The sequence below is a fragment of the Plantactinospora sp. KLBMP9567 genome (genome assembly GCF_033446045.1).
In the GTDB taxonomy this organism is placed as follows: Bacteria; Actinomycetota; Actinomycetes; order Mycobacteriales; family Micromonosporaceae; genus Plantactinospora.
On sequence record NZ_JAWQRR010000026.1, the window covers coordinates 100,548 to 113,927 of the forward strand.

14 protein-coding genes and 1 pseudogene are annotated in these 13,380 nt (G+C 71.1%); 6 read left to right on the forward strand and 9 right to left on the reverse strand.

The genetic code is table 11. From position 1 onward, the window contains the following. Positions 1-71 precede the first annotated feature (71 nt). Positions 72-1,292 (forward strand): exodeoxyribonuclease VII large subunit, encoded by a 1,221-nt coding sequence (gene xseA / locus R6Y94_RS21065; RefSeq protein WP_318397597.1) that lies wholly within the window; start codon positions 72-74, stop codon positions 1,290-1,292. 62 nt (positions 1,293-1,354) lie between these two features. Then, a complete protein-coding gene (locus R6Y94_RS21070; protein WP_318397598.1) occupies positions 1,355-1,591 on the forward strand; it encodes an exodeoxyribonuclease VII small subunit in 237 nt (78 codons plus the stop codon). A 58-nt stretch (positions 1,592-1,649) separates the two neighbouring features. Here R6Y94_RS21070 and R6Y94_RS21075 read toward each other — a convergent pair whose 3' ends face one another. Then, a complete protein-coding gene (locus R6Y94_RS21075; protein ID WP_318397599.1) occupies positions 1,650-2,456 on the reverse strand; it encodes a hypothetical protein in 807 nt (268 codons plus the stop codon). 81 nt (positions 2,457-2,537) lie between these two features. Next, positions 2,538-3,170 carry a DUF4245 domain-containing protein gene (locus R6Y94_RS21080; protein ID WP_318397600.1) on the reverse strand — a complete coding sequence of 211 codons (633 nt, stop codon included), beginning with the start codon at positions 3,168-3,170 and terminating at the stop codon, positions 2,538-2,540. A 177-nt stretch (positions 3,171-3,347) separates the two neighbouring features. Here R6Y94_RS21080 and glpX point away from each other — a divergent pair, with 177 nt between their 5' ends. Further along, on the forward strand, positions 3,348-4,379 hold the full coding sequence (gene glpX, locus R6Y94_RS21085; RefSeq protein WP_318397601.1) for a class II fructose-bisphosphatase: 1,032 nt from the start codon (positions 3,348-3,350) through the stop codon (positions 4,377-4,379). A 31-nt stretch (positions 4,380-4,410) separates the two neighbouring features. On the opposite strand, the gene R6Y94_RS21090 is transcribed toward glpX, so the two are convergent. Next, positions 4,411-5,340 carry an NAD-dependent epimerase/dehydratase family protein gene (locus R6Y94_RS21090; protein WP_318397602.1) on the reverse strand — a complete coding sequence of 310 codons (930 nt, stop codon included), beginning with the start codon at positions 5,338-5,340 and terminating at the stop codon, positions 4,411-4,413. 211 nt (positions 5,341-5,551) lie between these two features. Here R6Y94_RS21090 and R6Y94_RS21095 point away from each other — a divergent pair. Then, positions 5,552-6,241, forward strand: a pseudogene (locus R6Y94_RS21095) (TetR/AcrR family transcriptional regulator); the annotation flags it as partial. A gap of 101 nt (positions 6,242-6,342) precedes the next feature. Here the strand turns inward: R6Y94_RS21095 and R6Y94_RS21100 are convergent. The 6 genes from R6Y94_RS21100 to R6Y94_RS21125 form a co-directional block, all read right to left on the reverse strand. Further along, entirely contained in the window at positions 6,343-7,311 is a 969-nt protein-coding gene (locus R6Y94_RS21100) for an NAD(P)/FAD-dependent oxidoreductase (RefSeq protein WP_318397603.1), read from the reverse strand. A 112-nt stretch (positions 7,312-7,423) separates the two neighbouring features. Further along, positions 7,424-8,089 (reverse strand): rhomboid family intramembrane serine protease, encoded by a 666-nt coding sequence (locus R6Y94_RS21105; protein WP_318397604.1) that lies wholly within the window; start codon positions 8,087-8,089, stop codon positions 7,424-7,426. Positions 8,090-8,200: 111 nt separating this feature from the next. Then, positions 8,201-8,890, reverse strand: a complete 690-nt coding sequence (locus R6Y94_RS21110) for a lytic transglycosylase domain-containing protein (RefSeq protein WP_318397605.1) — start codon at positions 8,888-8,890, stop codon at positions 8,201-8,203. Between the two features lie 308 nt (positions 8,891-9,198). Next, positions 9,199-10,617 carry a PhoH family protein gene (locus R6Y94_RS21115; protein ID WP_318397606.1) on the reverse strand — a complete coding sequence of 473 codons (1,419 nt, stop codon included), beginning with the start codon at positions 10,615-10,617 and terminating at the stop codon, positions 9,199-9,201. Between the two features lie 363 nt (positions 10,618-10,980). Further along, positions 10,981-11,313, reverse strand: a complete 333-nt coding sequence (locus R6Y94_RS21120) for a hypothetical protein (protein WP_412102828.1) — start codon at positions 11,311-11,313, stop codon at positions 10,981-10,983. A gap of 398 nt (positions 11,314-11,711) precedes the next feature. Continuing rightward, positions 11,712-12,071: a hypothetical protein gene (locus R6Y94_RS21125; RefSeq protein WP_318397607.1), complete on the reverse strand. Its 360-nt coding sequence runs from the start codon at positions 12,069-12,071 to the stop codon at positions 11,712-11,714. Between the two features lie 264 nt (positions 12,072-12,335). On the opposite strand from R6Y94_RS21125, the gene R6Y94_RS21130 reads away from it, so the two are divergent. Both R6Y94_RS21130 and R6Y94_RS21135 read left to right on the forward strand, forming a co-directional pair. Beyond that, positions 12,336-12,776 (forward strand): helix-turn-helix transcriptional regulator, encoded by a 441-nt coding sequence (locus R6Y94_RS21130; RefSeq protein ID WP_318397608.1) that lies wholly within the window; start codon positions 12,336-12,338, stop codon positions 12,774-12,776. Positions 12,777-12,934: 158 nt separating this feature from the next. After that, positions 12,935-13,300 (forward strand): hypothetical protein, encoded by a 366-nt coding sequence (locus tag R6Y94_RS21135; RefSeq protein WP_318397609.1) that lies wholly within the window; start codon positions 12,935-12,937, stop codon positions 13,298-13,300. The last annotated feature ends 80 nt before the right edge of the window (positions 13,301-13,380 follow it).

The window sequence follows — 13,380 nt, forward strand, 5'->3', positions numbered from 1 at the left end:
GCCGCTGGCCGCCGTCCCGCCGGGCGGCCGGCATGGCGCGGGGCTGGCGGTGGCCGCCGTAGGCTGACCGGATGACCGAGGCCGGCATCCCGCGCAGTACCCCCGACGAGCCGTGGCCGGTCCGGGTGGTCAGCCAGAAGCTGAGCGCCTGGATCGGCAAGCTGGGCTGGGTCTGGGTGGACGGCCAGGTGGCGCAGCTCAGCCGGCGCCCCGGCGCGGCGACGGTCTTCCTCACCCTGCGCGACCCGTCGGCCGACCTCAGCCTCACCGTCACCACCAACCGGGACGTACTGGACGCCGGTGCACCGGAGCTGACCGAGGGAGCCCGGGTACTGCTGCACGCCAAGCCCGAGTTCTACGCCGCCCGGGGCACGCTCAGCCTGCGGGCCGACGAGATCCGGCAGGTCGGGCTCGGCGAGCTGCTGGCCCGGCTGGAGAAGCTGAAGAAGCTGCTCGCCGCGGAGGGGCTTTTCGACCGGGCACGCAAGCGCCGGCCGCCCTTCCTGCCGAGCCGGATCGGCCTGATCACCGGCCGAGCCTCGGCGGCCGAACGGGACGTGCTGACGAACGCCCGTCGCCGCTGGCCAGCGGTGCAGTTCCGGACCGTCACCGTGGCGGTGCAGGGCCCGACCGCCGTACCGCAGATCGTCGACGCGCTCAAGGTGCTCGACGCCGACCCGAGCATCGACGTGATCGTGCTGGCCCGGGGCGGTGGCAGCGTCGAGGACCTGCTCCCCTTCTCCGACGAGGCGCTGTGCCGGGCGGTCTTCGGCTGCCGTACACCGGTGGTCAGCGCGATCGGCCACGAGACCGACACGCCGCTGGTCGACTACGTGGCCGACCTGCGCGCCTCGACACCGACCGACGCCGCCAAGCGGATCGTGCCGGACCTCGGCGAGGAAACCCGACTGATCCGGATGGCCCGGGACCGGCTCGACCGGGCGATGATCGGGCTGGTCGACCGGGAGGCGCACCGCCTCGACGCCTGGCGGTCCCGCCCGTCGCTCGCCCGGCCGGAGGTACTGCTCGACCAGCGGGCCGCCGACGTGACCGCGCTGCGGGACCGGGCCGTCCGCTGCGTGCAGCACCGGCTCGGCACCGCGACCGGGGAACTCCGGCACACCGTGGCGCGGCTCCGGGCCCTCTCCCCCGCTGCCACCCTGCACCGGGGGTACGCCATCGTGCAGCGCGCCGACGGGCACGTCGTACGGGCACCGGGTGAGGTCGCCGCCGGTGACCCGCTGCGGGTACGCCTCGCCGAGGGCGAACTGGGCGCGGTCGTCCAGCCGTAGCGGTCGCACAGGTGTGTGCGCGGACCCGCGTCCGGCACCGGTGTGCTGAGATGGGACCCACCATGACTGACACGGAAGAACGCGCGAGCGGGCCGGGCGACGGACTCAGTTACGAGCAGGCCCGGGCCGAGCTGGCCACGGTGGTCGAACGGCTGGAGGCCGGCGGTACCTCGCTGGAGGAGTCGCTGGCGCTGTGGGAGCGGGGCGAGCGGCTGGCCGAGATCTGCCAGGGCTGGCTGGACGGTGCCCGGCAACGGATCGACACCGTCCGGCAGGCTCGGGAGACCACCCAGAGCTGACCGCCGGCACCGCGAGCACCGGGCGGAGCGGCAGCGCCACCCCACCCGGCACCGGTACTCACTTGTTGAACAGCTCGTACGTCTCGGGCGACGCCTCCACGACCTCGGCCGCCGGGGGCGCCTTGGCCGGGCTCGCCGCGCCGTAGTCGGAGTAGCCGACCGTCAGTTGCTGCGCCTTGCCACCGCCGACCGCCGGCAACTGGATGGTCAGCGAGGTGAGCCGGCCCTGCGCGTCGAGCTTGGCCTCGAACGGCAGCTTGGTCGCCTCGGCGCCGAGCAGCTTGACCGCGTCCTCGTCGACCATGCCTGCGCCGGTGGCCTTGGTCAGGTCGATGGTGCCGGTGTACGCGCCCTCGCCGGTCTTCTGCACGTCGACGACGGCCTTGGTCAGCGCCTCGCTGCCGGCCGGGTCGATGTCCTTGAAGTCGAAGCCCAGCCCCCGAGTACCAGTGATCTTGGACTGGTCCAGGTGCTGGTACTTGCCGGAGTTCAGTTTCTCCAGCCCCGGTACGCCCTCGGCACCGGTGACCGTCAACTTCACCCAGCTCTCCGGCTCGATGTAGACGATCTCCATGTCCATCGAGAAGTCACCGTCGCCGGCCTTCATGGTCATCTGGGCGCTCTTGCTCGGCAGGTGCACGAAGCCCTGACCGTCCAGGTCCGCGCCGGTCATGCTGAACTTGAAGTTACCCTTGGTGATCTCCTTGGTCGACGCGAGCAGCGCCTCCTTGGCGTCGTCCGGGATCGCCGGCGAGTCGGAGCCGGAGGCGCTCGGCTCGGTGCCCGTGCCCGCGCAGGCCGTCAGAGCCGGCGTGAACAGGGCCACCGCGGCGATCGTGGCGACGCCCCAACGTCGGAATGTCACTGTCGATTCCTCCCCAGAAGGTTGCCCGGCAGGCGTGTGCCCACCGTGATGGCAGACACGAAGCGTACCGATACCGGACAGCTACCGCAGAGAAGCGACTATCTGCCGCAGTTCACCTTCGGACGCCCGGCCGACCACCAGTACCGTCCGGTCGGGCTCCAGCAGCACCAGGGCCGACTCGTCGGGGCGGGCCGTGTAACGCTGCCAACTACGGCCACCCACCTCGACCGTGCCCTGCGGCCGCCCCTCGCGGGTCAGCTCGGCCCGCAGCAGCCCGTCGGCCGGCAGACTGCTCTGCACGAGCTGCACCCCGCCGCCGTCCGGACTGAGATAGCCGATCCGGAGGGTCGCACCGCCGGCTTCCCGCCGGAACTCGGCCAGCACGGTGCGCCAGCCGTCGGCCAGGCCGGTCGGCTCGCCGACCGGGAAGACGTTGGCGGCCCGGGCCTCCTGGAGCGCCGGGGCCGGATCGACCACCACCGGCTGGTCCGCGTTGAGGACAACCCGACCGAAGCCGATCACGAGGGCGATCGGCACCAGCAGCACCAGCAGCGAGATGACGATGTCCTTGGTCGACCGCTGTGACCTGATCGCGGCCGGCACGACCCGCTCGTCACCCGGCCCGGCGCCCGCCGACCGGTCGGCGAGGGCCGCGTCGGGTTCGCCCGGGAGCTGGTCGTCCGGGTTACGGTCGGCAGGGTGGGTGGGGTTCACCCCTCTATCTTGACAGCCCCGCCGGCCGGGGCTTTCGGCCCACCGGTTACCGGGATCCGGACACCGGCCCCCCGAACCGGCGTTAAGTTGACCAGCGTGTCAGGATTCCTGACAAGGCCGGCGGCGGCGCGCCGCGCTGTGCCGGGCCACCCCGCAGTGCCGCGAGGAGGAGCCGACATGACCAACACCCGTACCCGGGTGCCACAGAACCTGGACCGCAACCTGGCCCTCGACCTCGTCCGGGTGACCGAGGCGGCGGCGATGGCCGCCGGCCGGTGGGTCGGCCGGGGCGACAAGGAGGGTGGCGACGGCGCAGCCGTCGACGCCATGCGCAAGCTGATCAACTCGATCCCGATGCGCGGCGTCGTGGTGATCGGCGAGGGCGAGAAGGACAACGCCCCGATGCTGTTCAACGGTGAGCAGGTCGGTGACGGCACCGGGCCGGAGGTCGACGTCGCGGTCGACCCGATCGACGGCACCACGCTGATGAGCAAGGGCATGCCGAACGCCCTGGCCGTGCTCGCGGTGGCCGAACGCGGCGCGATGTTCGACCCGAGCGCCGTCTTCTATATGGAGAAGCTCGCGGTCGGCCCGGTCTACGCGGACGCCGTGGACATCAACGCCGGAGTCGCGGAGAACCTGCGCCGGATCGCCAAGGTCAAGGGCACCGAGGTCTCCGACGTCACGGTCTGCGTACTCGACCGGCCCCGGCACAAGGACCTGGTGCAGCAGATCCGCCGGGCCGGCGCCGGCATCCAGTTCATCTCCGACGGCGACATCGCCGGGGCCATCGCCGCCGCCCGGGGCGAGTCCGGCGTCGACGTGCTGATGGGAATCGGCGGCACCCCGGAGGGCATCACCGCGGCCTGCGCGCTGAAGTGCATGGGCGGGGCGATGCAGGCCAAGCTCTGGCCCCGGGACGACGAGGAGCGGGAGAAGGCGCTCGCCGCCGGGCACGACCTGGACCGGGTACTGCGCACCGACGACCTGGTGACCGGGGACAACGCCTTCTTCGTGGCCACCGGGATCACCTCCGGCGACCTGTTGCGCGGGGTCCGCTACCGGGCCGGTGGCGCGTACACCCAGTCGATCGTGATGCGTTCCAAGAGCGGCACCATCCGGGTGATCGACTCCTACCACCGGCTGGAGAAGCTCGCACTCTATTCGGCGGTCGACTTCGACGGCCGGCCCCTCGCCGAGCAGGAGTAGCCCGGGCCGGAAGCCGTCGGACGGGCCTGGATCAGCGGGACGCCGCCGGGGTGCGCCCGGCGGTCTCCCGCAGCGCGGTGTCCAGCCCGGTCGGCTCGATACCGAACGTCGCGGTCGCCGCCGAGGAGTCCAGCACGAACGGCCGGCGGAACTGGTAGGCCGTCTCCCGCAGCTCGCGGGCCGTCGGGTCGAAGAGCCCGCCGAGCCAGAGCACCGCGGGCGGCATCGGGGCCAGCCGCGGGGCCGGGGCACCGGCCAGCTCGGCGAGCCGGGCCGCCAGCGCCCGGATCGACACCGGCGGCTGACTGGGTACGTGCCAGGGCCGTCCCCAGCCCCGCTCGTCGTCGGCGGCGGCGACCAGGGTACGGGCCACGTCGCCGACGTACGTCCAGCTGTGCGGGGCGTCCAGGTCGGCAGGCACGGAGGCCCGCTTCCCGGCCAGCACCTTCGGCACCACGAGCAGGGTGAACAGGGTCTGCGCGCCCGCGCCGAGGTAGTCGGAGCCGCGTACCTCGGTCACCCGGGCCCGGCCCGCCTCGTGCGCGGCCAGCGCGTCCTGCCACATCTTCGCCCGGACCTGTCCCTTCACGCCGGTCGGGCGCAGTGGCGCGCTCTCGGCGATCGACCCGTGCACCGGGCCGTAGCCGTACAGGTTGCCGGTGGTCGCCAGCACCGCCCCGGTGCGCTCCGCCACGGCCAGCAGCGCGGCGGCGATCGGCGGCCAGTCGGTCGCCCAGCGGTGGTACGCCGGGTTGGCGCAGTTGTAGAGCGCCGCCGCGCCCTCAGTCAGCTCGGCCAGCCGCTCCAGGTCGGCCGCGTCGGCGCCGACCTGCTCGATCCCGGGATGCTCCGGCCCGGTGCCCCGGCGGCTGACCAGCCGCACCCGCTCGCCCCGGTCGGCGAGCAGCCGGGCAACACCCCGGCCGACCGGACCGGCACCGACGATCACCTGGAGCGCCATCAACCCCACCTTTCAGATCAACTCTCTAAACCGAGAGCGCCGCTCTCTGGCCACCTTCTCACTGTGCCTCGCGGCGAAGCCGGCGTCAAGAGCACCGCTCTGATTTCTGATCAGCGCTCACGCCAGGTGCCGGCGCTTCCGCCGGGAATCGGCCGCTTCCCAGGTGGAGCTGGTGCTCTCGAAGGGCTTCCGGGTGTGGCATGGTGGCGGCATGTCCGCACCATCGATCCGGGCCCGGGTCCGCGCCGAGATGATCGAGGAGATCAAGGCGGTCGCCCGGCGGCACCTCGCGACCGAAGGCGGCAACCTCTCGCTCCGGGCCGTCGCCCGCGATCTCGGCATGGTCTCGTCGGCCATCTACCGGTACTTCCCGAGCCGGGACGCGCTGCTCACCGTGCTGATCGTCGAGGCGTACCAGGCGCTCGGCGACGCGGCCGAGGCGGGTGACGCGGCGGCCGCTCGGCACGACCTGCGCGGGCGCTGGCTGGGGGTGAGCCACGCCGTACGGGCATGGTCGTTGGCGCACCCCGCCGAGTACGCGCTGCTCTACGGCAGCCCGGTGCCCGGGTACGCCGCCCCCGCCGAGACCGTCGTCCCGGCCCAGCGGGTGGTCTACGCGCTGGTCGGGATCATGGTCGACGGAGCCGCCACCGGCCGGCTCGCCCCACCCGACGCCACGCCCGTGCCGCCCCCGGTCCGCGCCGACCTGGCCCGGCTGCTCCAGCAGCGTCCCGGATCACTCACCGAGGAGCAGCTCGTCCGCTGCATGGCCGCCTGGAGCCAGCTCTTCGGCCTGGTCAGCTTCGAGGTGTTCGGCCGGCTCGCCCAGGGGGTGGTCGAGAACTACGAGGCGTACTTCGACCACCAGATGCGGCTGATGGCCGACCTGGCCGGCCTACCCGACGAGCCGGGTCAGCCCGACGAGCCGGGTCAGCCCGACGAGCCGGGTCAGCCCGACGAGCCGGGTCAGCCCGACGAGCCGGGTCAGCCCGACGAGCCGGGTCAGCCCGCGTCGGAGGAGTGACCGGGGAAGAGGTGCGCGGCCGGATTGATCACCACGGCCGCGTTGTTGACCGCCGTCGCCGCTTCGCCGAAGCCGGTGGCGATCAGCCGGACCTTGCCCGGATATTCGGTGATGTCACCGGCGGAGAAGACCCGGGACAGGTTCGTCACCATGGTGCTGTCGACCAGGATGTGCCGCTTGTCGAGCGCCAACCCCCACTCGGTGAGCGGGCCGAGATCGGCGGTGAAGCCCAGCGCGGCGACCACGGTGTCGACCGGGATCGTCTCGGTCCCGCCGCCCTTGACCGCGATGTCCGCCCCGGTCACCGCGCCCTCGCCGTGCAGCGTCGTCACCTCGGCGTTGACCACGATGCGTACCGGCAGTTCGCGTACCCGGTCGACGGTGGCGGCGTGGGCCCGGAACTTCTCCCGGCGGTGCACCAGGGTGACCGACCGGGCCAGGGGTTGCAGCGCCAGCGCCCAGTCGAACGCCGAGTCGCCGCCGCCGACGATCAGCACGTCCTGCCCGGCGAGGTCGGCCAGGTGCGGTACGAAGAAGACGATGCCGCTGCCGACGAAGTTCTCGGCGGCGGGCAGCGGGCGGGGGGTGAAGCTGCCCAGCCCGGCGGTGACGATGATCGCGCCGCAGTGCAGGATGTCGCCGTTGGCCAGGCTGAGCACCGGCTTGCCGTCCAGGTACGACAACTTCTCCGCACGTACCCCGAGCAGGTATTCGGGGTTGAACGACGCGGCCTGGGTGACCAGGTTGGCGACCAGGTCGCGGCCCTTGATCGACGGGAACCCGGCGACGTCGTAGATGACCTTCTCCGGGTACATGGCGGTGACCTGTCCGCCCGGCTCGGGCAGCACGTCGATGACCGCGACCGACAGTCCCCGGAACCCGGCGTAGTAGGCGGCGAAGAGCCCGGTGGGGCCGGCCCCGATTATCGCGACATCGACCTCACGCATGTGCTCACCGTCGCTCTCCGACCACGGACTGATCAACAGGCTGTGCTGATCCGACCGTAGGCGGACAACAGGCATCGAAGCAATAGCCGTCCCACCGGCGGGTGTACGGAGGTCAGGGCAGGGTCATCGTGGACTCTGACCGGTACGGGTCGTCGTCGCGGGGCCCACGTCGCCGGAAGACCACCGCGGCCACCAGACCGCCGAGCAGCCCGAAGAGGTGCCCCTGCCAGGAGATTGGTTCGTCGGTGGGTAACACCCCGAGCAGTTGCCAGCCGTAGAGCAGCCCGACCAGCAGCACGACCGCGAAGTTCCACCAGCTCCGTTCCACGATCCCGCGCATGAAGAGCAGGCCGAGGTAGCCGAAGACCACCCCGCTGGCACCGACCACGATCGACTGGGGCGATCCGGTGATCCACACACCGACCCCGCTGACGAACATGATCAGGAGCGTGGAGTAGAGGAACCGCCGCGCCCCGGTGGCGAGTACGAAGGTGCCGAGCAGGATCAACGGGATGCTGTTGCTGTAGAGGTGGTCGAAGCCGTGGTGCAGGAACGGCCCGAAGAAGATGCCGTCGAGCCCGGCGACGCTCCGGGGCATGATTCCGGCGGTGGTGTCGAATCCGGCCTTCAGCCAGACGTCGAGCGCCTCGATCACGAAGAGCACCGGTACCACGGCGCACATCGCGACGAAGGCCCGGCCGAGCGCCGCATAGAAGGCTTCGGTGCCGAACCGGTTGGGATCGTTGCCGCGGGACATCGGGTCGAACGTCACCCTCATGTTGCTATCAGCTTCCCGGGCCAACCGCCACCGGAGCCCGTCGACAGGGCCGCACCCGACGGAAGGAGCGGGGGCTCGGACCATCCGATCCGGCCCCCGCTCTCCGGGTCATCAGTAGAAGCCCTCGGCCTGGAAGAATGCCCAGGCGCCGCAGGGCGTGTCGTACCGGCCCTTGACGTAACCCAGCCCCCACTTGATCTGGGTTGCCGGGCTGGTCCGCCAGTCGCTGCCGACCGAGCCCATCTTGCTGCCCGGCAGAGCCTGCGGGATGCCGTACGCCCCGGAGGACCTGTTCTCGGCCTTGTGGTTCCAGCCGCTCTCCTTGGTCCAGAGCTTGTCCAGGCAGGGCATCTCGGCGATCTTGAAGCCCGCGTCGAGCAGCAGGGCACAGCCGATCTTGCGGTTACCGCTGTATTCGTTGCACGAGGCGGGGATCGGCCCGGTGTACGGCTTGGTGGCCCCCTCCGCCTCCTCCTTCTCCTGCTTCTCGCGTTCGCGCTTACGGCTCGCGGCCTGCTCGGCCTTCTTGGCCCGCTCCGCCGCCGCCTTGGCGACCTCGGCCGCCTTGCGGGCGGCCTCCGCCTCGGCGGCCCGCTGCGCGGCGGTGGCGCGGATGTGCGCCGCGTGCCGCTCGCGGAGCAGGTCCCACTCGGCCTGCTGCGCGTCGAACGCCGACTCGGCCTCGATGCTGTGTTGCTGCGCTTCCCGGTCCTCGCCGAGGTAGTAACCACCGCCGACGCCCCCCAGGAGCAGGGCGACGGCGACTCCCCGGACACCGAACCGGCTCCACAGCCGACTCACAAAGTGGTCCTCTCGTCGGGGGCAAGGACGCGGCGCGCCGGAGGCGGGAACGCCCGCCGGGTCACGCCGCGAGCGCCCCGACCCGGTGGGCCGCGACCCCGACCGACCGCTGCCCGTCGGTGCCTCCGCCCCGCGAGGAGAACTGATCTCCAGCTATGCCCCCGGGACGTGGGCGCTCGAAGGACACGATTGCGCAAGGTGAGGCGCTTGGGAAACGAGAGGCGGAATTTGTGAACTGCGTCACGTCGTATATCGGCTTAAAATAGAACAAATGACACCGCTACGTCGTTAGCCGGAGCGCTCATCCGCTACAACGGGATGTCCTCCAGCAGATCCGTGACCACCTCGGCGATCGGGGACCGTTCGGACCGGGTCAGGGTGACGTGGGCGAAGATCGGGTGTCCCTTCAGCGCCTCGATCACCGCCGTCACACCGTCGTGCCGGCCGACCCGCAGGTTGTCCCGCTGGGCGACGTCGTGGGTGAGCACCACCCGCGAGCCCTGCCCCACCCGGGACAGCACGGTGAGCAGCACCCCGCGTTCCAGCGACTGGGCCTCGTCGACGATGACGAAGGCGTCGTGCAGGCTCCGCCCCCGGATGTGGGTCAGCGGCAGGACCTCCAGCATCCCCCGGGCCAGTACCTCTTCCATCACGTTCTCGTGCACCACCGCGCCGAGGGTGTCGAAGACCGCCTGCGCCCAGGGCGACATCTTCTCCGCCTCCGAGCCGGGCAGGTAGCCGAGTTCCTGGCCGCCGACGGCGTACAGCGGGCGGAAGACGATGACCTTCTTGTGCCGGCGCCGCTCCATCACCGCCTCCAGGCCGGCGCAGAGCGCCAGCGCGGACTTGCCGGTGCCGGCCCGGCCGCCGAGCGAGACGATGCCGATCGACTCGTCCAGCAGCAGGTCGAGCGCGACCCGCTGCTCGGCCGACCGGCCGCGCAGGCCGAACGCCTCCCGGTCACCGCGGACCAGGCGTACGGTCTTGTCCGGCAGTACCCGCCCCAGCGCGGAGCCGCGCGGCGAGTGCAGCACCAGGCCGGTATGCGTGGGCAGCCCGGCGGCGGTGTCCAGGTCCAGCGCCGCGCCGTCGTAGAGCTGGTTGACCTGCTCCTCGCCCAACTCCAGCTCGGCCATCCCGGTCCAGGTCGGGTCGCTGGCCTGGCCGTGCCGGTACTCGTCCGCGGTCAGCCCCACCGACGCCGCCTTGACCCGCAGCGGCATGTCCTTGCTGACCAGCGTGACCGCCCGGCCCTCGGCGGCCAGGTTGAGCGCGACCGACAGGATCCGGGTGTCGTTGGACTCGGTACGGAACCCCGGCGGCAGTACGCCGTCGTCGGCGTGGTTCAGCTCCACCCGCAGCGTCCCGCCCGCGTCGTTCGCCGGTACCGGCTGGTCGAGCCGGCCGTGCTTGACCCGCAGCTCGTCGAGCATCCGCAGCGACTGGCGGGCGAACCAGCCCAGCTCCGGATGGTGGCGCTTCCCCTCCAGCTCCGAGATCACCACGAGTGGCACCACCACCTCGTGCTCGGCGAACCGGTGGAAGGCGCCGGGGTCGGAGAGCAGCACCGAGGTGTCCAGGACGTACGCCCGGCGTTCTGGTGCGGGCTCCGCACTGGCGGCCGGCTCGGACGTCCGGGTGCGGCGTCCGCTCCTGGCTCGCCCCGGGGTCTTGGTGGCGGCCGGGTTCTGGTCGTCGGCCCGAGGGGTGGTACGGCGATTCGTCACAGGCCTGCTCCGGCGGGCGTGCACCCGTCCACCCGCGTTCCGCCTCGTCCGGTGCCCGGAGACACGGGGTCGGATGCGGGCCCCGTGGCACGTGCAGTCGCAGAGTCCGGGCCGGCCGGCTGGCCCGGGACGACCCCGTGCCATGCGTAGACGCTAACCGGGAGATGCCAGCTTGGGCTAGGGCGCACCACTGTGCGACTTCGCACGACGCCGGGCGGCGGACCGGCCGGGATGCATGCCCCCTGCGCGCATCCCGGCCGGTGGGATCACCGTCACCGGTCTGACGTGATCCCGACGGTGCGGGTCCTCACGGACCGGCGCACCGTGCTCGCGGGTGACCGCTCACCCCAACCGCGCCGCCGGTCAGGCATTCCTGACGGCGAGGGCGTCGGTGGAGTGCCGTCCGCCGTTGGTCGCGGTCCCCGCGAAAGAGGCGCCCGTATACGTCGTTCCCTGACCTACGACGGTGTGGGCGATGTGCGGTGTGCTGGGTGATGGCACCGCCAACACCGAGGCGATGGCCGCCTGCGCCTCCCTACGCCGACGGTTCCAGGCCCCCCGGTCCCCGTCGAAATATCCCTGGCGGTAACCGAACCGGTAGCCGAGCCGGTAGCTGAGCTGGCCGTGCAGCCGTCCGGCCGCATAGCTGGCCGAGACGAGCAGAAGCAGGCCGAAAACCATGAAGAACGGACTCACCGCGTCTCCTCGCACCGCTCGTCGATGCCACGCCGCCCGCCGACCCCGCGAGTTCGAGCCCTGAGCCGGCTGATTCGCTCGCTTCGCTTGCTCATGCCGGCACTCCGCTGCGCTCCGTGCCACCATGAGGCACATACGCACCGAGCCAGCTGATTCGCTCGCTTCGCTTGCTCATGCCGGCACTCCGCTGCGCTCCGTGCCACCATGAGGCACATACGCACCGAGCCAGCTGATTCGCTCGCTTCGCTTGCTCATGCCGCCGCCCGGCTCGGCCGGTCGACGCCGGAAGTCCGGGGCCTGAGCCGGCCGGTTCGCTGGTAACTCTCGCTCACGCAATCTCCTCGCTCCGCTCGTCGCTGTCCTGGGTTCCACACCCGGCCGACCGGTCGTCAGCCGGGTCACTTCTCCTCCGGGTCGAAGGAGGTCGGGTCGAAGGAGGTGGGATCGGTGATGAGCAGCCGGTCGAGATCCTCGGTGCTCACCTCCTCGACCAGTTCGACACTGATCCGGCAGCCGTCCAGCACGACCTCGGCGACCGAGGCTCGCCGGATCTCGCCGCCGGCGTCGTACACCCGGACGCTCAACTCCGGACAGCCGAGGTGGGTCCGCCAGGAGTTCCACTCCGCACGGTCGCCGACGTTGAGCGACAGGTAGCGGCAGCCGCGGGCCAGGTAGAGCCGCCACGGCGCACTGAGACCGGCGGCGACGCCGTCGGCGATCAGACCGAATGCCTGGGCCCGGGTTGCTAGTTCGGTCACCGGACTCCTCCAGTCGCGGGGGTGTCACCCTCGCGAGCACGAAACGTCTCATGCACGAGACAAACGGTAGGGCGTATCGTACGCGTGACAGTATCAGCTTTTCGTCTGATTACCCCCACACCTACGTACACCTATTGTGGCCACGTGATACCCCTCAACACAAGCAAGAGCGCCGCGCGCCGGAAAAGTGAGACGTTGTCACGCACGCAGTACAGGCTGACCGCAGTCCCCCCGGAACCGGGCACCTGGCCGTACCGTCACCGGGTGCCGGACCGCGCCCACGGACGGAAGATCGCGTTCGCTGCCTTCGTACGCAAGGCACTCGACGACGCGCGCACCAGCCGCGCCTGGACCGGCACGGAGGTCTCCCGGCGTACCGGTGTGTCCCGTCAGACCATCAACCGCTGGGTCCGCGGCGAGTGGGCCAGCGACCCCGAGGCCGCCCGGGTGGTCGCGTTCTGCGAGGGCCTGGGGCTGGACCCGAGTGTCGCGTTCGGAGTCCTCGGCTGGGACCGGGCCGCCCCGTCCCGGCCGGCGCCGAGTGCCCCGCCGATGGATCCGGACGTCGAGGCGCTGCTGCGCCGGCTGGTCGACCCTAACGTCTCGGACGCGGAGAAGTTCCACATTCGAGAGACCATCCGTTATCTGGCATATCGTCCGACTCTGCCGCCGGGCGTCCGAAAAGGCCGAACGCAAGCCGGGTAGTTACTCAGATGGCGCAACTTCGCGCATGAGTCCCATCCAATCAGCTCCAGGAATCAATCAGTCGCGCTAACGTCCCTGCGTACTGCTTGGGCTCGTCGTCGGCGGGGGGACGGGACAAGGCCGAATTCAGCCCTGCGGGACAGAAGGAGGGGTCAGCCATGACCCTGAAGTGGATGGCTGTCGTTGTCGCGGCGGTGTCCCTGACCTTGTGCGTGACCGCGAACGTCGTGGTCGGGACGGTGCGCGGCGGCGACCCGGTGCCGTTCCTCGTAAACGTACTCGCCATCACCGCCACCGGTACCGCCATCGTCCTGGCCGTCGTCGCCGATCTCCACGAACGGCTCAACGCCCGAATCACCGCACTCACCGAGTTCCTGATCGCCCGACTGAACGAGCTCGACCGCAACACCGGAGACCACAACACCGGTTTCGTCGAGGGCTACCTGCTGAGCCGCAACCAGGACTCGGTGGTGCCGATCGGGCCCCGACTGCACGGCCGCCGGGCGATGCTCGGCGACGACTGAGCTTTCCACCTCCGAGCCGACCACGGCGACAAGGGGAGATCGCCGTCAGCAGCTCCGCCGGCCGGTTGCCGTGCCAGCCG

Bases quoted from the DNA above. Each gene is read 5' to 3' on its own strand.
- xseA (WP_318397597.1), top strand. From the start codon at position 72: ATGACCGAGGCCGGCATCCCGCGCAGTACCCCCGACGAGCCGTGGCCG.
- R6Y94_RS21070 (WP_318397598.1), top strand. From the start codon at position 1,355: ATGACTGACACGGAAGAACGCGCGAGCGGGCCGGGCGACGGACTCAGT.
- glpX (WP_318397601.1), top strand. From the start codon at position 3,348: ATGACCAACACCCGTACCCGGGTGCCACAGAACCTGGACCGCAACCTG.
- R6Y94_RS21090 (WP_318397602.1), bottom strand. From the start codon at position 5,340: ATGGCGCTCCAGGTGATCGTCGGTGCCGGTCCGGTCGGCCGGGGTGTT.
- R6Y94_RS21100 (WP_318397603.1), bottom strand. From the start codon at position 7,311: ATGCGTGAGGTCGATGTCGCGATAATCGGGGCCGGCCCCACCGGGCTC.
- R6Y94_RS21105 (WP_318397604.1), bottom strand. From the start codon at position 8,089: ATGAGGGTGACGTTCGACCCGATGTCCCGCGGCAACGATCCCAACCGG.
- R6Y94_RS21135 (WP_318397609.1), top strand. From the start codon at position 12,935: ATGACCCTGAAGTGGATGGCTGTCGTTGTCGCGGCGGTGTCCCTGACC.